Annotated in this window: 19 protein-coding genes; 10 read left to right on the top strand and 9 right to left on the bottom strand. The window is 34.9% G+C overall.

Annotation, left to right across the window (positions count from 1 at the left end; translation table 11 throughout):
- The first annotated feature begins 77 nt into the window (after nucleotides 1-77).
- Together VK161_RS00985 and VK161_RS00990 are read left to right on the top strand one after the other, a co-directional pair.
- Nucleotides 78-962, top strand: coding sequence for a hypothetical protein (locus VK161_RS00985; protein WP_324212876.1), 885 nt, complete (start codon nucleotides 78-80; stop codon nucleotides 960-962).
- A gap of 220 nt (nucleotides 963-1,182) precedes the next feature.
- Nucleotides 1,183-2,172, top strand: coding sequence for a hypothetical protein (locus VK161_RS00990; RefSeq protein WP_324212877.1), 990 nt, complete (start codon nucleotides 1,183-1,185; stop codon nucleotides 2,170-2,172).
- Nucleotides 2,173-2,272: 100 nt separating this feature from the next.
- Here VK161_RS00990 and hutI read toward each other — a convergent pair whose 3' ends face one another.
- Nucleotides 2,273-3,508 (bottom strand): imidazolonepropionase, encoded by a 1,236-nt coding sequence (gene hutI / locus VK161_RS00995; protein ID WP_324212878.1) that lies wholly within the window; start codon nucleotides 3,506-3,508, stop codon nucleotides 2,273-2,275.
- A gap of 68 nt (nucleotides 3,509-3,576) precedes the next feature.
- Here hutI and corA point away from each other — a divergent pair, with 68 nt between their 5' ends.
- The gene (gene corA / locus VK161_RS01000; protein ID WP_324212879.1) at nucleotides 3,577-4,647 is read left to right on the top strand and encodes a magnesium/cobalt transporter CorA; all 1,071 of its coding nucleotides are present in this window, start codon (nucleotides 3,577-3,579) and stop codon (nucleotides 4,645-4,647) included.
- A gap of 95 nt (nucleotides 4,648-4,742) precedes the next feature.
- Nucleotides 4,743-4,910: a hypothetical protein gene (locus VK161_RS01005; RefSeq protein WP_324212880.1), complete on the top strand. Its 168-nt coding sequence runs from the start codon at nucleotides 4,743-4,745 to the stop codon at nucleotides 4,908-4,910.
- A 159-nt stretch (nucleotides 4,911-5,069) separates the two neighbouring features.
- On the opposite strand, the gene VK161_RS01010 is transcribed toward VK161_RS01005, so the two are convergent.
- Entirely contained in the window at nucleotides 5,070-7,520 is a 2,451-nt protein-coding gene (locus tag VK161_RS01010) for a TonB-dependent receptor domain-containing protein (protein WP_324212881.1), read from the bottom strand.
- A gap of 90 nt (nucleotides 7,521-7,610) precedes the next feature.
- Nucleotides 7,611-7,952 (bottom strand): arsenate reductase (glutaredoxin), encoded by a 342-nt coding sequence (arsC, locus tag VK161_RS01015; RefSeq protein WP_324212882.1) that lies wholly within the window; start codon nucleotides 7,950-7,952, stop codon nucleotides 7,611-7,613.
- A 74-nt stretch (nucleotides 7,953-8,026) separates the two neighbouring features.
- Between arsC and VK161_RS01020 the strand changes: the two genes are divergently transcribed.
- Nucleotides 8,027-8,962, top strand: coding sequence for a CPBP family intramembrane glutamic endopeptidase (locus VK161_RS01020; RefSeq protein ID WP_324212883.1), 936 nt, complete (start codon nucleotides 8,027-8,029; stop codon nucleotides 8,960-8,962).
- Complete coding sequence (locus VK161_RS01025; RefSeq protein ID WP_324212884.1) at nucleotides 8,962-10,011, top strand: AMP-binding protein; 1,050 nt, start codon at nucleotides 8,962-8,964, stop codon at nucleotides 10,009-10,011. The genes VK161_RS01020 and VK161_RS01025 overlap by 1 nt, the downstream gene beginning before the upstream one ends.
- On the opposite strand, the gene VK161_RS01030 is transcribed toward VK161_RS01025, so the two are convergent.
- The 6 genes from VK161_RS01030 to VK161_RS01055 form a co-directional block, all read right to left on the bottom strand.
- Entirely contained in the window at nucleotides 10,012-10,437 is a 426-nt protein-coding gene (locus tag VK161_RS01030) for a DoxX family protein (protein ID WP_324212885.1), read from the bottom strand.
- Between the two features lie 70 nt (nucleotides 10,438-10,507).
- Complete coding sequence (locus VK161_RS01035; protein ID WP_324212886.1) at nucleotides 10,508-12,121, bottom strand: M1 family metallopeptidase; 1,614 nt, start codon at nucleotides 12,119-12,121, stop codon at nucleotides 10,508-10,510.
- A 68-nt stretch (nucleotides 12,122-12,189) separates the two neighbouring features.
- Nucleotides 12,190-12,654, bottom strand: a complete 465-nt coding sequence (locus tag VK161_RS01040; RefSeq protein ID WP_324212887.1) for an acyl-CoA thioesterase — start codon at nucleotides 12,652-12,654, stop codon at nucleotides 12,190-12,192.
- Between the two features lie 53 nt (nucleotides 12,655-12,707).
- Complete coding sequence (locus VK161_RS01045; RefSeq protein WP_324212888.1) at nucleotides 12,708-13,304, bottom strand: TetR/AcrR family transcriptional regulator; 597 nt, start codon at nucleotides 13,302-13,304, stop codon at nucleotides 12,708-12,710.
- Nucleotides 13,305-13,357: 53 nt separating this feature from the next.
- Nucleotides 13,358-15,007: an RluA family pseudouridine synthase gene (locus VK161_RS01050; RefSeq protein ID WP_324212889.1), complete on the bottom strand. Its 1,650-nt coding sequence runs from the start codon at nucleotides 15,005-15,007 to the stop codon at nucleotides 13,358-13,360.
- A 78-nt stretch (nucleotides 15,008-15,085) separates the two neighbouring features.
- On the bottom strand, nucleotides 15,086-16,714 hold the full coding sequence (locus VK161_RS01055; protein WP_324212890.1) for an acyl-CoA carboxylase subunit beta: 1,629 nt from the start codon (nucleotides 16,712-16,714) through the stop codon (nucleotides 15,086-15,088).
- Between the two features lie 168 nt (nucleotides 16,715-16,882).
- Between VK161_RS01055 and VK161_RS01060 the strand changes: the two genes are divergently transcribed.
- The 4 genes from VK161_RS01060 (at nucleotide 16,883) to VK161_RS01075 (ending at nucleotide 21,150) form a co-directional block, all read left to right on the top strand.
- Nucleotides 16,883-17,527, top strand: a complete 645-nt coding sequence (locus tag VK161_RS01060) for a DUF47 domain-containing protein (RefSeq protein WP_324212891.1) — start codon at nucleotides 16,883-16,885, stop codon at nucleotides 17,525-17,527.
- Nucleotides 17,528-17,552: 25 nt separating this feature from the next.
- Nucleotides 17,553-18,878, top strand: a complete 1,326-nt coding sequence (locus tag VK161_RS01065) for an inorganic phosphate transporter (protein WP_324212892.1) — start codon at nucleotides 17,553-17,555, stop codon at nucleotides 18,876-18,878.
- A 177-nt stretch (nucleotides 18,879-19,055) separates the two neighbouring features.
- Nucleotides 19,056-20,279: a porin gene (locus VK161_RS01070; protein ID WP_324212893.1), complete on the top strand. Its 1,224-nt coding sequence runs from the start codon at nucleotides 19,056-19,058 to the stop codon at nucleotides 20,277-20,279.
- Between the two features lie 106 nt (nucleotides 20,280-20,385).
- Complete coding sequence (locus VK161_RS01075; RefSeq protein ID WP_324212894.1) at nucleotides 20,386-21,150, top strand: dienelactone hydrolase family protein; 765 nt, start codon at nucleotides 20,386-20,388, stop codon at nucleotides 21,148-21,150.
- Nucleotides 21,151-21,295: the final 145 nt, after the last annotated feature.

Consider the following 21,295-nt stretch of genomic DNA (forward strand, 5'->3'; position numbering starts at 1 on the left):
AAAAATAATATAATTATACAAAAATGCGTTATAGACTTTTAAATATTAATAGTAATTTTGTGTAAAATTAATAATACATGGAAAATCAAAAAAGTAACAACGGATTAAAGGCGGCAATTTTAGTTTTAATATTAGCTTTATTAGGAAGTTTGTATTACAATTTCAAACTTTCGAATGAAACCAATAAACTAGAAGCGGATGTAAAAAATGTTTCCACAGAAAAAGAAAACATTTTGAAGGATTTAGAAGAGTTGAAAAACAGTTATGATACTGCTTTGGCCGAAAACACTTCAATGTCGGATGAATTGATTGCCGAAAGAGAAAAGGTAGTTCAATTGATGGAAGAAGTGAAACGTACCAAAAATGATGTTAATTCATTGTCAAAATACCGACAAATGTATAACAATCTTGAGACAAAAAATAAATCGTTGATGCAAGAAGTTGAGGTTTTGAAAGCTCAAAATCAAGAGTTGACAACCGATTTAGACAGCACAAAAGTGGTTTTAGAAGAGTCTAAAAACTACAATAAAGTGTTGGTTGGTCAGAATGAAGAGTTGAGTAAAACGGTTGAAAAAGGTTCTAAATTATCGGTGTTGAACTTGCAAACGGCTGCTTACAAACAAAAAAGCTCAGGTAAAGAAATTGAAACGGACAAAGCAAGTCGCGCTGATTTATTAAAAGTAAGTTTTACTATCGCTGAAAATAACATTGCTAAATCGGGTGACAAAACTTATTACGTTCAGGTTATCGACAGTAAGAACAATGTATTAGGAGACAAAGTGACTACTTCTTTTGGTGATAAATCATTAACGTATAGTTTCTTAACTACAGTTCAATACGAAAACAAAACGGTTAAAGTTACTGAGAATTTAAAAGGTTCTAACTTCGAAAAAGGAACGTACTTTGTGAATATTTTTGACAAAGGCGAATTGGTTTCTAAGTCGAGTTTTACCTTGAAATAGAAGAATTTTAGTGTAAGTTTTTCTACCACTGATTCACAGATTAAAAGTTAAGAAAATCTGTGAATCAGTGGTAATTTTTTTGGGTGTCAATACTATTTAATTACTTTACGTAGTATATTTTGAAAAATGTATTTTTTCACCTTTTTTTGTTTATAACTTATGCTAACTGTCTATTTTGCAGTTTTTCTATTTAGTATTTTTGTTGAAATGCTACTTGAAAATGGACGATAAAAAACGCACTTCTTATTTACTATTCATTATTGGGGTTTTAGTTCTGGCTTTGGCTGGAGCGATTGGTTATATTGTGGGCGATTTTAATTCGAGTAAACAACCAGTTAATTCAGTTTCTACTAATGATGAAGTCATGAAGGAAATTGAAGAGTTGAAAAGCATGTACGATTCGAAAATTGCTGAAAAAACTACTTCATTCCAAGAATTAAAAGAAGAAAAAAAGAAAGTCGAGTCGTTGATGTATGAACTGGAAAAAACCAAAAGTGACGCCAATGCACTCATTAAATACAAAACACAATACCAGCAATTAGAATCAAAAATGCGAGTGTTGGTGAATGAAATTGTAGCTTTGAAATCGGGTAAAACCAATGCTGTAGCTAAAGTCAAATCGACCAAATTACCCGATAATATTTCAGTTAAATCGACGAATGCATTTTCAAAAAAAGAAACATCTACAATTGCTAATTCTAAAGTAAGTAACACTGTAAAAAAAGAAACTTCTAAAACTACAGATGCTTCTCCAACGAATGTGGTAAATGAAACTCCAGTTGTGGTGCAACCCAAAGCGCAACCTAAAGTGGAGGAAGTTAAGGTTGAGGAATTCAGAGTGTCGAATTTAAAAGCATTAGCTTACATCACCAAAAGTTCAGGAAAACAAGAGGAAACGGTTTCGGCTAGCAAAGCAAAAATGTTGCGTGTTTCGTTTTCTGTGAATGGTTCTTCAGGTACTAATCAAGACAGTAAAACGTACTACATACAAGTCATCAATAGCAAAAACAATGTTATGGGAAGAAAAATAACAGAGTTTTTTGGTGATAAATCGTTAACCTATAGTTTTTCTAAAACGGTTGATGTGTCGGATGGAACGGCTACCGTAACTCAAGATTTTTTTGATACTGATTTTGAAAAAGGCACGTATTTCATTAACATTTTTGATCAATCAAAATTGGTGGGAAATTCGAGTATTACGTTGAAATAGTTTAAAATCTTAAACATTAAGGAGTTAAGTTTCATTAAGTCAGTCCTTAATTTTCTTAATTTCTTAATGATTTAAAAACAAAAAGCTAAATTTTTATGTTTTAAACAATATTACCTTCAATCAGCACCGAATCAATCAAATTACTTCCAAAAGCGTACAGTAATTCATAGTACGAATTGACTTCTTTAGTGATTATCACATTTGCTTTTTTACCTTTGGTAATACTTCCATGTGTTTCTGAAATTCCCATAGCATATGCACCGTTGATGGTGGCGGCGTTGATGGCTTCTTCGGGAGTCATTTTCATTTTGATGCAAGCCGTTGCTACCACAAAATTCATGTTTCCGGATGGAGTAGAACCTGGATTGAAATCGGTTGCCAAAGCTAAAGGTAATCCAGCATTCATCAATTGGCGCGCCGGAGTGTACGGAATGCTCAAAAAATACGAACAACTCGGCAAAGCCACAGGCATAGTTTCAGAGTTTTTAAGCGCTTCGATGTCGTCTTCGGTAACAACTTCCAAATGATCTACTGACAAGGCGTTGTGTTGAACACAAGCTGCAATTCCGCCAATAGCATTGAACTGATTCACATGAATTTTCGGTATCAATCCGTGTGCTTTTCCCGCTTCCATGATGCGCTGGGTTTCTTCCACCGAAAAATAACCCGTTTCACAAAAAGCATCAATGTATTCGGCTAAGTTTTCAGCTGCAATTTTGGGTAACATTTCATTGATAATTAAATCAATATAGCCTGAGTGATTTTCCTTATATTCAATAGGAAAAGCATGAGCTCCAAGAAACGTAGCTTTGATTTTTATGGGATAATTATCGTTCAATTTTTTGATGACGCGCAGCATTTTCAATTCGCCTTCCACGGTCAAACCATAACCCGATTTGATTTCGACTGCTCCGGTTCCGAGTTGCATGACTTCTTCCAAACGCTTTTTCGATTGATTGTAAAGATCTTCTTCGGATGTTTCGTTGAGTTTTTTGGCCGAGTTTAAAATTCCGCCACCGCGATTCGCAATTTCTTCGTACGTCATTCCGTTAATTCGGTCTACAAATTCTTGTTCTCTGTTTCCAGCATATACAATATGAGTATGGCTGTCGCACCAGGTTGGAAGTACAATTTTTCCAGTTGCATCGACGGTTAGATCAGCGTTGATTTTCGGACAGTTTTCCATCGAACCAAAATCGGCAATTACATCATTTTCAATCAACAAAAAAGCATTTTTAATCGATGGTAAAATTGCCATTTCTTTTCCTGAAACCTTAGCAATAGATGTTTCTCTTACTTGTAAAAGTTCTTTGATATTGAGAATTAATGTAATCATGTAATAGTTTTTGGTAAAAATACTTTGAAAAAAAGAAATATTAGTAATTTTAGAAAAAATTTGAATCCGTGCGAAAGATTAGATATAAAAAAGGAAAGAAAGTTCAGCCTTCAATTTTAGAATATACAGGAAGTCATAAAGACGTTAAAACGGAAATGCAGTTGTTCGTCTATACATCTAATGAACTTGTTGAATATCAAGAATGTAGTGTAAATCAACTGGAGAAATTTGTCGATTTAAACAAGGTCAACTGGTTGAATATTCATGGTTTGAACGATATTGAACGCATAAAATCGGTGGGTCAGTTTTTGAATGTAGATCATTTTATGTTGGGCGACATTCTCAATACCATCAAGCGAACAAAGTTGGATGAATATCATGATGTTTTATTTTTCAGTATCAAATCGTTATTACCAATTGAAAATTCGGATGTAATCAATGCCGAACAAATTAGTTTCTTATTAAAAAATGGAATACTCACTTCCTTTCAGGAAAAAAGAAGTGACTTTTTTACGCACATCAGAGAGCGAATTCGTACGCACTCTGGAATAGTTCGTGAGAAAAAAGCCGATTATTTGTTGTATCTTTTGTTGGATGCGGTGATGGAAAATTTTTATATCACTATTGAAAATGAAGAGGATAAAGTAGAAGAGTTGATTAATTTATCCAAAACGAATGCAAAACCAATTGTGTTAGAAGAAATTGAAAAGCATCGTGATAACTTCAACTTTTTAAAACGTTCAATTATTCCGTTACGCGATTCATTGTATTCGATAAAAACAATGAAAGAAGACAATGTTTTCAATACAATAGAACATGAGAATTACAGTTTTTTCGATCGCTTACACCAAAAGTGCTTGGAGCTTTTGGAGCAAATTGACTACGATATGACTACTTTGGATAGTGCTTCGAGCTTTTATTTTTCAACTCAAAGTCACAAAATGAATGAAGTTATGAAAACGCTTACAGTAGTTTCGGTGTTTTTTATGCCACTGACGTTTATCGTTGGTGTGTACGGAATGAACTTTGATAATATGCCCGAATTGCACTGGAAATACGGTTATTTCATCATTCTAGGCTTTATGTTTTTATTGTTGGTGGGTATGATCATCTACTTTAAAAAGCGAAAATGGTATTAATGTTTATAAAGTGGTTAATATTTATTTAAGTTTTTTTGTTTACAATAAATTTATCTTTTACCTTTGACAAGAAATAATAAAATATCTCAAAAGACATGCATACTTTCCAACAATATTTAGGTTTTTTAGCTTTCATGACTATTTTAACAATGGGATTTTGGTTGATGATTTTTTTAATTCACTTAATTCCGTATTGGATTTTTGGTGCATCAAAAGAATTACTACAAGAAAGAAAAGCTAAAAAAGCCGCTGAACAAGCTTAATTTTTAGTTTGTACTGATATAAAAAAAGTTCCACCTATTGAGTGGAACTTTTTTTTGTGGATTATTATGTCATTAGTTACTCCATCACTGTACAACTAATAAAAAATCCTTGTTCAACAAATAATGAACAAGGATTTTTTAGGCTATTGGAATTATTTCTTAGAAATCACCGCCACCGCCATCATTGTCTTGCATTGGACGTTTTGGTTTCTCTCTTTCGTTTTTAGGTTTGTTGAAACGGTAGGTGAATGACAACGTAAATTGACGCTCTCTCCATTGCATTTCGGCATACGAACTGATGGAACCCGGAATTAAAGTTTCCATGATTCTTTTACGTGAATTGAACACATCACTTACGTTGAAGGCGAGCGTTCCTTTATCTTTTAAAATGTCTTTACTGAAAGCCAAGTTCATGGCAAAGACGCCAATTCGCTTTCCTTGTGCCATTTTCTGATCACCATCGTAATTCATATTGGTTTGCCAATCGATCTTGCCTGGCAAAGTAATTTTGGATGTCAATCGAGTAGTCCAAGTAGTTGCTTTATTATCAAAATTCTGAGTTACTTCTTCATTATTAAAATTCACATAAGTGTAATTTCCTTTATTAACTACGCTATAAAAATTAAAGTTACTGTTCAATCTCCACCATTTGTATGGTGTATAATTTAAAGTGAACTCAAATCCAGCACGGTCTTCTGTTGAAAGGTTAATTGGCGAACTTAAAATTACCGGAATTCCGTTTACAAATGCACCTGATTCTCTTCGAACAAATTGAAAAACATCTTCGGTGTGATTGAAATAAGCTGAAGTACTCAAAGTTATTTTTTCCCATGATTTTAAAAATCCGATATCAAAAGCATCGGTAAGCGCCGGATTTAAATCGGGATTTCCTTGAAAAATATTAATGTTACTCGAATAGTTGCTGAACGGATTCAACTGTCTTCCTCTTGGTCTGTTGATGCGTTTCGAATAACTAAAAGAAACGTTTGTTTTCTCTTTAATTTCGTAGGTCACAAAAGCACTTGGAAAGAAGTTGTCGTATTTTTTATTGTTGAAATCTCTTGTTTTGATTTGATTGACATCGATGTTGGAGTCTTCCCAACGCGCTCCAAAAAGGAACGAGAATTTCTTTACTTTGAATCCGTATTGCGTGTACAAAGCATTTACTTTTTCTTTGTATTCTAATTGATTGGTAAAATTATCATTTAAAGCACCATCTTCAAAAACTACAACATTGGTATTTTGATTGGTAAAATCACCGCGGTAACCGGCTTCAAACTGACTGTCTTTCCCAACAGGTAAAACATAATCCAACTGCACTAAACGTCTGCTTTGACTCTGATCATTATTGGTTTTGTCGTTTCCGTAAGTGCTGTCGTAAATGTCGGCAATGTTCAAATCTTGATTCGACGAAACTTGAAAATCAAGATTCAATTTATGACCGTCTTTTTTGAATTTTTTTGCTAAAGTTGAGTTGAATTCGATGTTTTCACTCTCACTTCCTTCAAAACTAGTTCGGGTTCTTGTATTATTTAAGGCCGAATTGGTATAAAAATTATCAAAAACCACATTGTCTTGATTGTCTCCAGAGGATTTTCTGTAATTGACAACATTGGTCCAATTGAGGCTTTTATCCAAATTCCAATCCAAACCATAGCTTCCGTTGTAGGCTTTATTCAAACGATCGTTATCTCGATTTTCTATGATTGAAGCTGGAGAAGATGCATTTCCAGATAAATAATCGGTTTCCACATACGAATTTCCTGGATTGCTTCTGTAATTGTAACCTTGAGTAGTGAAAAAATTAAAATCGTCTCCTTTATAGTTTATAGTTGCATTTACTCCGTGGTTGTCAGGATAACCTGTTGTCAATAAAAAGGTACCGTTCAAACCACTGGTTCTTCCTTTTTTAAGAATAATGTTTAACAATCCACCGCCACCTTCAGCGTCGTAACGTGCCGATGGGTTGGTAATCACTTCAACTTTATCAATAGCATCGGCTGGAATTAATTTCAAAGCATCAGCAATACTAATCGCATTGGATGGTTTTCCATCGATTAACACACGTACATTTTCATTTCCGCGCAAGCTTACATTTCCTTCCACATCAACTGCTACAGACGGAATGTTATCCAAAACATCACTCACTGTTCCGCCTTTTACCATCAAATCTTTACCTACATTGTATACTTTTTTGTCGAGTTTGATTTCTACTGTAGTTTTTTCGTTACGAACCACAACTTCGTTCAATTGTTGTGAATTATCTTCTAAAGAAATCACACCCAAATTGGTGTTGTCGGCAATTGTTTTTGCTTTCAACTCTACTATTTTAAACGAGATGAACTCAATTTTTATGTCGTAAGTTCCCGGATTTGCTTCTACTTTAAATTCACCATTAGCATCGGTAATACCACCACTAGTAATTTTGTTTGCTTTGGTATTGAACAAAGTAATTGTTGCGTATTCCAAAGGTTGACTTGTAGTTTTTTCAATCACTTTTCCAGTAACGATTAATTTTTTTGCTTCAGGTTTTCCTTCGGGTTTTTGAGCGAAAAGGGTTGTTGAAAATAGAGTAAGAAAGGATAATGAAAACAGATAGAAATACTTCATTTGCGAAAATTTAATGATACATCAATTAAAATGCAAATTTAAATCTTCATTATACGTACAATTCCCAATGCTTTGTTAAATAAAACACAATTAGAGAATTTCTTTGATTTTTTCTAGTGGGCGAGCAATTATTGCCTTATTTCCTTTTACTGCTATTGGTCTTTCAATCAAAATAGGATGATTAATCATGGCTTGAATAATTTCAGCATTTGATAGGCTTTTGCTTTTGTATTTTTCAATCCAAACGGGTTCTTTAGTACGAACCAATTCTATCGGCTTGATTTTTAATTTACCGATAACTTTTGTTAATTCGTCTTTTGTAAATGGAGTTTCCAAATACTTAATAACTTCATATTCAAGATTTGAATTTTGGATGAATGCTAAACAATCTCTCGACTTTCCACAGCGCGGATTATGGTAAATGGTAATCATAATTTTTTTGTAAGATGTAATGAATTACTGAAATAAAAAAGCTAAATTAGGCAAGTAATTCTAAACCAACAAAAATGTTTATTGAGCAAGCCTATAAAGGGAAAAATGATTTGTGGAGAGTAATTGTAACTACTTTGGTTTCAACAGGAATCTTCATAGTTAATTTCATCGGTTATCTTCTTATTTCTGATGAGGAAATTGAGAAAACCTACGAATTAATGAGAACTTTACCCAAATGGCTCTCATTAACCGTCAATTTGATTCCGTTTGTGTTTTTGTTAGGATTACTTTTTTTGTTGGTACGTTTTATTCATGAGAGAAGTATTTTGTCTTTGAGTACAAGCCGAAAGAGTTTTGATTTTAAGCGATTCGGATTTTCACTTGGTTTAATTGTTTTTATTACACTATTAACATTCGGGATATCCTATTATTATGACAACTCGATGATTCAGTGGAATTTCAATCCAGTTAAATTTACCGTTTTACTAATCATCAGTTTGTTGTTATTTCCTTTTCAAATTGGTTTAGAAGAATATTTATTCAGAGGTTACTTAATGCAGCAAATCGGAATAATGGCTCGCAATCGTTGGACACCATTAATCATAACATCGGTAGTTTTCGGAATTATGCACAGTGCGAATCCTGAAGTTGCAGAAATGGGTTATGGAGTCATGGTTTTTTACATTGGGACAGGATTTTTACTGGGCGTGATGACTTTGATGGACGAAGGAATGGAATTGGCTTTAGGATTTCATTTAGGAAATAATTTGATGGCTGCATTGTTGATAACATCCGATTTTTCGGCTTTGCAAACCGATGCTGTTTTCAAATATACTAGTGAAACCAATCCATCGAATGCATTAATCGAAATGATACTTTCGATGGCCATTATGTATCCCATTATTTTGTTCATTTTTGCCAAAAGATACAAATGGCATGATTGGAAAGATAAACTAACTGGAAAAGTTACCGAACCTGAAACAGCAACTAATTATAAAATGTACGAATAATGATTGATTTTACACCTACCTATGAAAACGTACACAATCAGTTCAAACTGAACGGATTTCATTTGAATAGAGAAGATTTGTGCCGTGTAGCCTACAGTTTTATCAAAGAAGGAGACGATTTTGAAAAACCTGTTGGTGATTTTATTTTGGATTGGTTTGATAGTAAATCCTATTTAGAAGTGAAAACTTCGGGTACAACAGGTGATGCTAAAACAATACAAATTGATAAACAAGCCATGGTGAATTCGGCAATTGCAACTGGCGATTTTTTTGATCTTCATCCCGGAAATAAAGCACTTCATTGCTTACCCGTAAAATACATTGCTGGAAAAATGATGTTGATACGAGCGATGATTTTAGGATTGGATGTCGATTTTGTGGCTCCAAGTTCACATCCATTGGACGAAACCGATACCGAAAGTTACGACTTTGTTGCAATGGTTCCGCTGCAAGCCAAACATTCAATCAAACAACTCAAAAGAGTAAAAAAACTCATTGTTGGTGGAGCAAAAATGGAAAAAACTCTTGAAACTTCGCTTTCAAAATTACCAACATTAGTCTATGAAACTTATGGTATGACCGAAACAATTACCCACATTGCAGCTCGAAAAATAGGGGAAAAGGCATTTACGGTTTTACCAAAAGTGACGATTTCGTATGACGATAGAAATTGCTTAGTAATTCACGCACCAAGTATTTCCGATGATGTAATTTTAACCAATGATTTAGTAGAATTGGTCAACGAAAATCAGTTTGTGTTTTTAGGAAGAATTGATAATGTAATCAATACAGGCGGAATCAAATTCATACCCGAAAGTATTGAAGAAAAGCTCTCAGGAAAGATCGAACCCCGATTTTTTATTGCTGGCAAAGCCGATAAAGAACTGGGCGAAAAAGTGATTTTAGTAGTCGAAGGTGATCAGTTTACGATTGATAACAACGTTTTTGATGGTTTGGATAAATACGAAAAACCCAAAGAAATTGTGTTCATTTCCAAGTTTAAAGAAACCGAAAATGGTAAAGTGTTGCGTAAAGAAACGCTTCGCTAATTATTTGTTCATTTTGAAGAAATAATCGGCTGAATGTTTTCCGCTGCCATAAAACAGAAAAAACAGACTTACAGCTAATGTTAGAGTTGCTAAGATTAAATTGTTTGCATTCATTTCACCAATGAAATTCACCAGTACAGCTCCAATCAAGATAGGTAATTGTGCAATTATCGCCCAACGGGTTATTAATCCGAAGATGATCATAATTCCACCCATGATGTGCGCTGCTGCGATGTAATGAAAGGAAATCATTCCGCCGTTAAAATAATCTGTAGATGCCACAATTCCGTCAAACTCACCCGTATTAGTGATGAATGAAGCACCTTTGTAAATAAAAAAAACTCCTAATGCAATTCGCAATGCATCCAACCAATAATTTGTATGAGCGTTGGCCCATTTGTTTCTACCTTTAACAGTTGTATCCATAATAATTAGTTTTTAGTTAATGCTAATTTACTAATTATTAGTTAGATAGATGTTTTTTTAGAATGAATTTTTATTGACCAGAATCATTCACATTAACAAAGAATTCCTGTGTTTGAACGACAATTGTAGCTTTTTTAGCTACTTTAAAAGAAGATTTTTTCCAGCTAGTTGTGGGCTCAATTCGTACTTTTTCACCATCAATCATCAAATGAACGGGCATTGAAAATCCGGGTTCAGCAATCCATTTAAATTGCAAATGATTTTTTTTCCTTTTTATTTCTAATGTAGGAATAGTTGTCTGTTTTAAATACTGATCGAAAATTGAAGTGAGGTTCATTCCGCTTTCAGCATTAAAAAAGGCAATTACTGTGGGTGTATCGATGATTTTATGACGGTACGTTTCGGCGTATTTTAATATCATTTTCCACCATTTTTCATCATCATTTATCACATGTCGAAGCGTATTTAAAAGTAGCGCACCTTTTGGATACATATCGCCACTTCCTTCATTATTCACGCAACATTGACCAATAATTGGCCGGTCATTTTGTACATTATTGCGCAATCCATTGGCATATTTCATGGCCTTTTCATAGCCAAATTGACATTCTACAAAAACAATTTCGGTGTATTGAGTAAATCCTTCGTGAATCCACATATCGGCAATATCTGTCGATGTGATGCTGTTACCAAACCATTCGTGTCCACTTTCGTGAATGGTAATGTAGTCAAATAACAATCCAATTCCTGTACCAGATAAATCATTGCCCAAATAACCTTGTTGGAATTTATTTCCGTAAGCAACAGCACTCTGATGTTCCATTCCCAAATAAGAAGTTTCTACCAGTTTATAACCGTCTTCCATAAATGGATACGCGCCAAATTTGCTCTGAAAGCAATCCATCATGGGTTTTACTTCTTCAAAATGCTTTTGTGCAATGTCGCCGTTTTCTCGTAGCACATAATAATCCAAATCCAATCCTTTGTAATTGTCATGGAAGTGAACGTAATCCGCAATATTTACCGTGATATTATAAGTATTAATCGGATTTTTTACTTCCCAATCCCAACGTGTATAGCCATTTTTCAAATCTTCAGAACCGGTCAAACGTCCGTTGGAAACATTCATTAAACCATTAGGAACCGCTACTTTGATGGTTGCGCCATCGTCAGGTTCATCGGTTTGAGTGTCTTTTACAGGATACCATAAACTGGCTCCGGTTCCTTGAACAGCAACTCCGATGAATGGTTTTCCTTGACGGTCTTTTTTAAACACAAATCCGCCGTCCCAAGGTGCTCTTTTAGCAATTTTAGGTTTTCCCGAATAATAAAAACGGATTTTTTCAGTACTGTTTTGATTCAATTCTGATTCAAATTGAAGAAAAACAGCATTGAATTCACGTTGGTAGGCTACTTTTTTTGAATTGTGAATAATGCTGTCAATCTGCATGTTATCAAACAAATCAATTTGAATTCTTTTAGTTGAATTTACTATTTTAAAAGTAATTTCATTGTAACCTACAATCGATTTTTCATCTGGATTTATAGTGATGTTCAGATCATAGCGAAGTACATCAAAACACGTACGTTCCAATCGTAAACCGCCATGAAGTGAGTCTTTTCGTGTGAAATTTTGTGCAAAACTGAGGGATGATACTAGGAGAAAGAAAACTATTTTTTTCATTTTTGAGACGATTGAAATCAAAAGTAAAAAAAAATAATCTTCTTTGAACTAAATATAATGTTAATGTCTTATCGTATTGAAATCATCCGTTCATCAAAATTGTGAGTTTTCACATTAGTAATGACCGTTTCAAAAAGCTGCATTAATTCTTCTGAGTGAACGGTAGGTCGTTGTGTTTTCAAATCAAAATGTACAAAATTCACCCAATAGAGTGATTTGAGTTCGGTTTTCGTTTCGTTGTACATTCGCATTTCAACTTTTAAACTTTTGTCAGTGTAATGAATTAATTGTGATTCGATTACAATTTCTTCCATGGTGAAAGCGGGTTTCAAATAAGCAATTTGATTGGATGTTACTACCCAACTTTTCAGTTCTGTTTTAGCCATTTTGAAGATGTCAATTGAATAATACTCCAACAATTGGTCTTCACGAGCATTCATAAAATAGTCGAGGTATTTTGCATTGTTCAAGTGATTAAAAGGATCACAATCTTGAAATCGTACTTTGGTTTTGGTTTCTAATAGTTGTTTCATTGTTCATTGGTTTTAAAAATATACCAATCGGTATAATTTTGGTTAAAAAAAAATTAAACTAATATTTTATTTTGGATGTATTCCTCTAAAAGATCCATCATATTGGAAATATAGGTTTCGTCTTGATGAGTAAATGCTGTAAAAACACATCCTTCAATCATCGAATACATGTTTTTTGCAATAATTTCGTGGTTGATATCCAATTTAAATTCGCCATTACTCATTCCGTTTTGAATTATAATAGCCAATTTGTATTCCATTTTCTTAGCTTCAACACATCCTAATTCGTACAGAACGGGATTAACATTTTTGGCATCAACCGTTACGTTTAAAATAGGACAACCGCCAAAATCAAACATGTTATTGTAGTATTCTCTGTAGTATTTGATGAGTAAATGCAACTGCTCAGTCGGATTTTTTGCTGAAGATAAATAGTCCGATAAAGAGGTTTTTATCCGTTTGACATTGTATAAAAACACTTGTACAGCCAAATCTTCTTTTGATTCGAAATTGCCGTAAACAGCACCTTTGGTCAATCCAGTTAATGCAACAATGTCAGATAGACTCGTCGAATCGTATCCTTTTTTATTAAAAATAGGAGCAACGGTTTGAATAATGTATTCGGTGGTTTGTTCGGACTTTGTTTTCATTAAAACAAAAATAATAAAAAAAATACCAATCGGTATAAAAAATAATAAAAAAATTAGATAGTAAACTCAGCTTCTTTTGAAATGGTCATCATCTCTTTTGAAATGGGGTGTTGAAAGGTAATGCTTTCGGCGTGTAAATGCAGGCGTTTCCCTTTTTTTCCGTATAAATCGTCACCCACAATTGGTGCATCCAAACCAAGAATGTGAGCCGCATGAACACGGAGTTGATGGGTTCGTCCCGTTATTGGATAAAAGTAAACCAAAGTTTTAGTGCCTTTTTGTTGAATTACTTCCCAATGTGTTTCGGCTTTTTTTCCGTATTTATAACAAACGATTTGATTCGGTCGATTGTCCAAATCTACTCGTAATGGTAAATCGATAACGCCTTCTTTTCCGATTAAAACACCATCCAGTAGAGCGACGTATCGTTTTTTGATTTGTCGTTTGATGAATTGCGATTGTAGTTTTTTATAGATTTCACCCGATTTTGCAATCAGTAACAAACCCGATGTAGACATATCCAACCGATGCACTACTAATGGACCCGTTGCTTCTGGATACTTTTCTTTCATACGGGTGTAAACCGAATCGGTAATCTGCTTTCCAGGAACCGATAAAAATTCAGAAGGTTTATCGATAACTACTAAATAATCATCTTCAAAAACGATGTCCAATTCTTTTCCTTCTGCTGGATTGACGATAAACGGATTGTCTTCTAGCTCTATTCCTTCCAACATATGGTTTAGTATGGGTTCGCATTTGCCCGTGCACGCAGGATAAAATTGCTGGTGTTTGCGTACTTCCGATTTAGGCGATTGTCCCCACCAAAATTCGACCATTGCAATGGGTTTCAATTGGTGTTGAAAAGCATAATGCAATAGTTTTGGAGCCGCACATTCTCCGGCACCAGCAGGCGGATTTCCTTTGAAAATTTTCTCCAAACTCTTCAGTTTTCCATATTGATTTAGAAACGAATAATTTTCAAACAACTGTTTTTGCAATTCGGATGATCGAACACGGCGTGTTTCTTTTAAAGCATTAATTTTGTGATGATAAAAGTCGACGTCTTTTTTAGCATTAACAATTTCGTTGTGCCAATGTTGTTTCAATTTCTTTAGCAAAATACTTTCAGCCTGACTCATTTGTTCGAAGAGTTTTAATTCTTCAATAGAGCAAACTTCACGTCTTTTGGCTCGATATGCCTTTCCTAACTTAATTTGTTCTTTATGGGCATTTATTTCAGTATCTGCTTGGTTTTGTACTTCAATTAGGTGATTTGTTGCGTTTAAATAGGCTTCAGAGTGGATTAATTGGTCAATTTCTTTATTGTATTTATTGAGAATTTGTTCTTCTTTTTTAAAAAATCCTTCTTCCTCTAACATATCAAAAACGGTGGGTACAAAATAGGGAAGGTGATTAGTTTCGGCCAATTTTCCTGAGAATGCAGCTAAATAACCCAATTCATTTTCCTGATTTTGAACAACTAAAACACCAAACATTTTTCCAATTACCAATCCGTCTTGTGCATTATCTAAGCCAAAATTATGCTTCCAATCGGTTTGGTTTTGAAGGTAATTTTGAAGTTCATTTGCCGCTATTTTACTAAGTTCGTGTGGTTCGTAAAAAAACGGAAAGGTGAATTTTTCCGGGAGCGGAATGGATGAAACATTAGTTTTAAAATTATGGAAGAGATTTTTATGCATATTGAAGATTTACACATATTTCACGAATTAAAAACAATTTAATTTGAGTTAATTCGTGAAATTCGTGTTTATAAAAACTTATACCTGAATCACACCCAGATTAAACTTTTTTTCTATTGGCGCATGGTTAGCGGCTTCAATTCCCATTGAAATCCAAGTTCGGGTTTCTAACGGATCAATGATGGCATCGGTCCATAATCGCGAAGCTGCGTAGTACGGCGAAACTTGTGCATCATAGCGCGCTTTGATTTTATCAAATAACTCTTGTTCTACTTTTTCGTCCACGGTTTCGCCTTTGGCTTTTAACGAAGATGCTTCAATTTGTGCCAACACTTTTGCTGCTTGAGTTCCGCCCATAACTGCTAATTCAGCACTTGGCCAAGCTGCAATTAATCGTGGGTCGTAGGCTTTTCCGCACATGGCATAATTTCCTGCGCCATAGGAATTCCCAATTACGATAGTGAATTTCGGTACTACCGAGTTGGAAACCGCATTCACCATTTTGGCTCCGTCTTTGATGATTCCGCCGTGTTCTGATTTACTTCCGACCATGAATCCGGTTACGTCTTGTAAAAATACCAATGGAATTTTCTTTTGGTTGCAATTGGCGATGAATCGAGTGGCTTTATCAGCCGAATCGGAGTAAATCACGCCACCAAACTGAATTTCGCCTTTTTTGGTTTTGGAAACGGTGCGTTGATTGGCCACAATTCCGACTGCCCAACCGTCAATTCGTGCATAACACGTGATGATGGATTGACCGTAACCTTCCTTGTACATATCCATTTCAGAATTGTCAACCAAACGTTTGATGATTTCCATCATATCGTATTGTTCGGAGCGTGATTTCGGTAGAATTCCGAAAATATCGTCTTCTTTTAACGCTGGCTTTTGCGGTTTTTCACGATTGAAACCTGCTTTTTCGTAATCGCCAATTTTTCCGACGATGCTTTTGATTCGATCGAGTGCGTCTTTATCGTCTTTGGCTTTATAATCGGTCACACCCGAAATTTCGCAGTGAGTAGTCGCTCCACCTAAAGTTTCATTATCTATATTTTCGCCAATAGCCGCTTTTACCAAGTAACTTCCTGCTAAGAAAATACTACCGGTTTTATCAACAATCATGGCTTCATCACTCATGATAGGTAAATACGCTCCACCAGCGACACAACTTCCCATAACAGCAGCAATTTGAGTAATTCCCATACTGCTCATGATGGCGTTGTTTCTAAAAATACGTCCGAAGTGTTCTTTATCTGGAAAAATTTCATCTTGCATCGGTAAATACACTCCTGCTGAATCCACTAAATATATAATTGGTAAACGGTTTTCCATTGCGATTTCCTGAGCACGTAGGTTCTTTTTTCCAGTAATTGGAAACCAAGCTCCGGCTTTTACGGTAGCATCATTGGCTACTACAATGCATTGTTTGCCTTTGATGTAACCCATTTTTACGACAACTCCACCTGATGGGCAACCGCCGTGTTCGGTATACATACCTTCTCCAGCAAAAGCTCCAATTTCAATACTATTCGCTTTGGCATCCAACAGATAATCAATACGTTCGCGAGCCGTCATTTTACCCTCGGCGTGTAATTTTTCGATGCGTTTTTCTCCGCCGCCAAGTCGTACTTTGGCAAAACGTTGTTTCAAATCGGATAATAAAAGTTTGTTGTGGTCTTCGTTTTTATTGAAGTTGATGTCCATAAAATGATGCTTTTTTTAGTGTGGCTAATGTACGAAAACGATTTCATTTAAAAAGAGTGCAATTTAATATTACGAAATTGTAAAAATTAATAACCTCATAATATTATTTAGTTAATGTTTTCTTAACATTGGGTAAATACCTTTGCGCCAAATTAAACAGAAAAAAAGATGTCATTAAACAGTATTTTCCAGTTTTTGGTTCCGAAAGATAAAAAATTCTTTCCTTTATTTGAACAAGCATCAACCAATTTGATTTCACTAGCTGAAACGCTACACGAAGCAGTAAATGCTCCGAAAACTGAGCGTGAAGATTATTTCAAAAAGATAGAAGAATTAGAAGCTACTATCGAAGAAATCACTCACAAAACTCACTTAGAATTAAGTAGAAATTTCATCACTCCATTTGACAGAGAAGACATTCACTCATTAATCAAAGCAATTGATAATGTGGCCGATTTCATGCACGGTGCAGCAAGCAAAATGCGTTTGTATCAAGTGGAAAAAATAACGAAATCAATTCGTAAATTAACCGAAATCAACTTAGAAGCATGTCAATTGATAGGTGTTGGGATCAAAGAATTGAAAGACATGAACAATCACAAAGCAATTAAGGATACTTGTAAGAAAATCAATAAGTTAGAAAGTAAAGCGGATTCGGTTTTTGATAAAGCTGTGGCTGATATTTTCGAAAATGAAAATGATGCTAAAAACATTATTAAATATAAAGAAGTGCTTTCTGCTTTAGAATCAGCTTCTGATAAATGTAAGAGTGTTGCTAACGTAATGGAGCAAATTTCAGTTAAACATTCATAATAGTTCTCACTAAAAAACAACTTTTATGGATTTTACTTTACTAATAGTAATTATCGTTCTTGCCCTGATATTTGATTATATCAACGGGTTTCACGATGCAGCCAATTCGATTGCAACAATTGTAGCCACTAAAGTATTAACGCCATTTCAGGCCGTTTTATGGGCAGCATTATTTAATTTCCTAGCGTATTGGGTATTCGGATTTGGAGTTGCAGATACAGTAGCTAAAACTGCTCATACGAGTAGTATCGACTTAGTTGTTATTTTAGCGGGTGTTGTCGCTGCGATAGTGTGGAATTTATTCACGTGGTGGAAAGGAATTCCATCTTCATCATCGCATACTTTAATTGGTGGATTTGCAGGAGCAGCCATTGCTCACGGTTTTTATGGTGTAACTGACCCAGAGCACGCCGGATTTAAAATTGTCAACTGGTTAAAAGCAGCCAAAGAAGGTGAATTATTACCATCGGGTGTTTTTATTGTGATTTTATTTATTGTTTTTGCGCCGTTATTGGGAATGATTATTTCGTATTTCATTTCGCTTTGGTTAATGTATTCTTCTAAGAAAGAAAAATGGCCAAAAATATTGACGGTTGTATTAATGCTTTTAGTAGCTTGGTTTTTGTCAACCGTTTTATTGCCTTACGAAGACATCAAAAAACCACGATTTGACAATCATTTTTGGAGTGTAATTACCGAACCGCACAACATCAAATGGTTCTTAGTAGCAGTCATTTTTTACAGTTTAGCAATCTTCAACTTGGTGTTTAGCAGTTTTTCAACAGCAAAAGCTGAAAGAGTATTAAAGAAAATGCAGTTATTATCATCGGCTGCTTTCAGTTTAGGTCACGGTGGAAACGACTCTCAAAAAGTGATGGGTATCATTGCTGCTGCAGTAGCAGTTTACATCAGAATGAATCCAAATATGAATATGTCGGATGGATGGTTGGATTTGAATGTGGTTTTACCAGACGAAGACAAAGGAATTAAATCAAATATGCCAGGTTGGATTCCACTTACTTGTTATACTGTAATCGCATTGGGAACGTTAAGTGGCGGATGGAAAATTGTAAAAACAATGGGTTCTAAAATCACTAAAGTAACTGCTTTTGAAGGTGTGGTTGCCGAATCGGCTGGTGCTTTGACTTTGTTTACAACAGAGCATTTTAAAATTCCAGTTTCAACTACACATACTATTACTGGTTCAATCATTGGAGTAGGAGTAACCAAAAGAGTTTCTGCGGTACGTTGGGGTGTAACTGTAAAACTATTATGGGCGTGGATTTTGACCATTCCCGTTTCTGCGGTATTAGCTGCTTTAGTATATTATTTCTTGAAGTTATTCATATAAAATAATTATCTCATAAAAAAACTGTCTCTTGTAGGCAGTTTTTTTTAAACCTTTTTTGAAAATGTTAAGTAATTGTTATTGATTTAATGAAAAATAATTAATCCGTAATCGTAACTTAATTATTTATAAACCTTTTAAAAACACAAGCCATAACTAAACTTTACAAACAACACAACAATGAAAAAAATAACCTTATTAGTATTTCTATCACTTGCTTTTTCAAGCCAAGCGCAGGTTACTATCGAGCAAACCAAACACGATAATGATATTAAATTATCGACTTTACCTTATTATAGTTTTGGAAAAGGAATCGGAATGACTTCACCAGATAGTTTGTTCCAGATGAACATTCGTTTTCGCATGCAAAATCGCGTTACTTATTTGGAAAATGATGGTGAAAGCGGTGCTTATGATGGACAAATTCGTCGTTTGCGTTTGCGTCTGGATGGATATGTGGGAAATCCTAAGTTCTTGTACGCGATTCAATTATCGTTTGCGCCCGGCGATGTTGGCGAGATTCGTGAAGGTGAAAACATCAACATCATTAGAGATGCAGTGGTTTTTTACCGTCCTAATAAACATTGGAACATCAGTTTCGGGCAAACTAAATTACCAGGAAATCGCCAACGCGTGAATTCGTCTGGAGGTTTGCAATTGACCGATAGAACAATCAATAATGCTAGATTCACTATTGACAGGGATTTTGGTTTCCAAATTCACAATATGAATGAATTTAAAGATAAATTCTCCTACAATTTAAAAGCGGCATTTTCAACAGGTGAAGGCAGGAATGTTACAGGAAAAGCTGATAATGGTGTTGCTGTTACAGGTAAAGTTGAATTGCTTCCTTTTGGCGCTTTTGCTAAAGACGGAACGTACTTTGAAGGTGATGTAATTCGCGAAAAAAAACCAAAATTGATGTTGTCTGGAGCTTTTCAACAAAACAATCACGCACGAAGAACACAAGGTCAGTTGGGGAATGATTTGTTTGAAACACGCACGATGAAGTCGGTTTTATTAGATGGAATGTTCAAGTACAACGGCTGGGCAGCGATGGCGAGTTATATGTCGAGAACAACCAATGAAAATGCAGTTACGTTCAATCCTGATGATGTAACTGAATCCAATTATGCTTTTGTGGGCAACGGATTTGATTATCAGTTGAGTTATAATACCAAGAAAAACTACGAAATTATCGGTCGTTATTCGATTCAAAAAGTAGGTAATGATATCGAAAGCAAAGCTCCAAACACAAAACAATACAGCTTTGGTGTGACTAAATACATCTGGGAACATACTTTTAAATTGCAAGGCGAAATCAATTACGATACATTGGATTTTTACAACGGAACAAGTAAAAATAATTGGTACGTTCGTTTCCAAGTTGAAATCGGAATCTAATTTCATCTCGACCCAATCATTCAAAGCGTTTCCAAAAGAGACGCTTTTTTAATACCAACTTAACAAATGTTTTTCAAAGAAATTGATACATTTACAATAAAAAAAGATGAAGACTAAATTATACGTATTGGCAATTATTCTTTTACCAATTATTTCTATGGCGCAATTTATTGAAGTGAACTACAATGATGGCGATCAGAAATTAAGCGGATTGGCAGCTGTTCCTAAAACATCCTTACAAGACAAACCTGGAATTTTGATCCTTCCCGCATGGATGGGAATTGACGATCATGCCAAAGACAGCGCCACTCAATTATCCGATTTGGGTTACATCACTTTTGTAGCCGATATTTACGGTGTAGGAAATAAACCAACTAATTATCAAGAAGCCGGAAAACAAGCCGGATTTTATAAAAAAAACATTGCCGATTACCATCGTCGCATTCAATTGGCCTTGGATGAATTGGTGAAAAAAGGAGCTAATCCTGATAAAATTGTAGTGATTGGGTATTGTTTCGGTGGAACTGGAGCTGTAGAAGCGGCGCGAACCAACATGAAAGTAAAAGGAATTGTTTCGTTTCACGGTGGTTTAGGAAAAGATGAAACGCGCAAAGTGGAAACTATAAATCCTAGAGTTTTGGTATTGCACGGTGCAGATGATCCGTACGTACCAAAAGCTGAAGTTGAAGCTTTTCAAAATGAAATGCGCACTGCTAAAGCTGATTGGGAAATGATTTATTATGCCAATGCAGTTCATGCTTTTACCGAAGTTGGAGCAGGAAATGACAATAGTAAAGGCGCAGCGTACAACGAAAAAGCAGCTAAACGCTCGTGGACAGCGATGTTGGAATTTTTAAAGCAAGTCCTTTAGAGGAAAGACCGCTTCGCTGAAAGATCGCTTCGCTGAAAGAATACTAAAAATATTACTTTCTTCTTTACCATTTTCATCCATTCTATAAAATACAAAAGTCGACCTGGAGCGATCGACTATTGTGGTGAGGTGTAACTTCCTTTCG

This window comes from Flavobacterium sp. (assembly GCF_035299245.1).
Classification (GTDB): domain Bacteria; phylum Bacteroidota; class Bacteroidia; order Flavobacteriales; family Flavobacteriaceae; genus Flavobacterium.

Excerpts from the sequence above, each read along its gene's own strand:
- VK161_RS00985 (WP_324212876.1), top strand. The coding sequence starts at position 78 with ATGGAAAATCAAAAAAGTAACAACGGATTAAAGGCGGCAATTTTAGTT.
- VK161_RS00990 (WP_324212877.1), top strand. The coding sequence starts at position 1,183 with ATGGACGATAAAAAACGCACTTCTTATTTACTATTCATTATTGGGGTT.
- hutI (WP_324212878.1), bottom strand. The coding sequence starts at position 3,508 with ATGATTACATTAATTCTCAATATCAAAGAACTTTTACAAGTAAGAGAA.
- VK161_RS01005 (WP_324212880.1), top strand. The coding sequence starts at position 4,743 with ATGCATACTTTCCAACAATATTTAGGTTTTTTAGCTTTCATGACTATT.
- VK161_RS01010 (WP_324212881.1), bottom strand. The coding sequence starts at position 7,520 with ATGAAGTATTTCTATCTGTTTTCATTATCCTTTCTTACTCTATTTTCA.
- arsC (WP_324212882.1), bottom strand. The coding sequence starts at position 7,952 with ATGATTACCATTTACCATAATCCGCGCTGTGGAAAGTCGAGAGATTGT.
- VK161_RS01020 (WP_324212883.1), top strand. The coding sequence starts at position 8,027 with ATGTTTATTGAGCAAGCCTATAAAGGGAAAAATGATTTGTGGAGAGTA.
- VK161_RS01025 (WP_324212884.1), top strand. The coding sequence starts at position 8,962 with ATGATTGATTTTACACCTACCTATGAAAACGTACACAATCAGTTCAAA.
- VK161_RS01030 (WP_324212885.1), bottom strand. The coding sequence starts at position 10,437 with ATGGATACAACTGTTAAAGGTAGAAACAAATGGGCCAACGCTCATACA.
- VK161_RS01035 (WP_324212886.1), bottom strand. The coding sequence starts at position 12,121 with ATGAAAAAAATAGTTTTCTTTCTCCTAGTATCATCCCTCAGTTTTGCA.
- VK161_RS01040 (WP_324212887.1), bottom strand. The coding sequence starts at position 12,654 with ATGAAACAACTATTAGAAACCAAAACCAAAGTACGATTTCAAGATTGT.
- VK161_RS01045 (WP_324212888.1), bottom strand. The coding sequence starts at position 13,304 with ATGAAAACAAAGTCCGAACAAACCACCGAATACATTATTCAAACCGTT.
- VK161_RS01050 (WP_324212889.1), bottom strand. The coding sequence starts at position 15,007 with ATGCATAAAAATCTCTTCCATAATTTTAAAACTAATGTTTCATCCATT.
- VK161_RS01055 (WP_324212890.1), bottom strand. The coding sequence starts at position 16,714 with ATGGACATCAACTTCAATAAAAACGAAGACCACAACAAACTTTTATTA.
- VK161_RS01060 (WP_324212891.1), top strand. The coding sequence starts at position 16,883 with ATGTCATTAAACAGTATTTTCCAGTTTTTGGTTCCGAAAGATAAAAAA.
- VK161_RS01065 (WP_324212892.1), top strand. The coding sequence starts at position 17,553 with ATGGATTTTACTTTACTAATAGTAATTATCGTTCTTGCCCTGATATTT.
- VK161_RS01070 (WP_324212893.1), top strand. The coding sequence starts at position 19,056 with ATGAAAAAAATAACCTTATTAGTATTTCTATCACTTGCTTTTTCAAGC.
- VK161_RS01075 (WP_324212894.1), top strand. The coding sequence starts at position 20,386 with ATGAAGACTAAATTATACGTATTGGCAATTATTCTTTTACCAATTATT.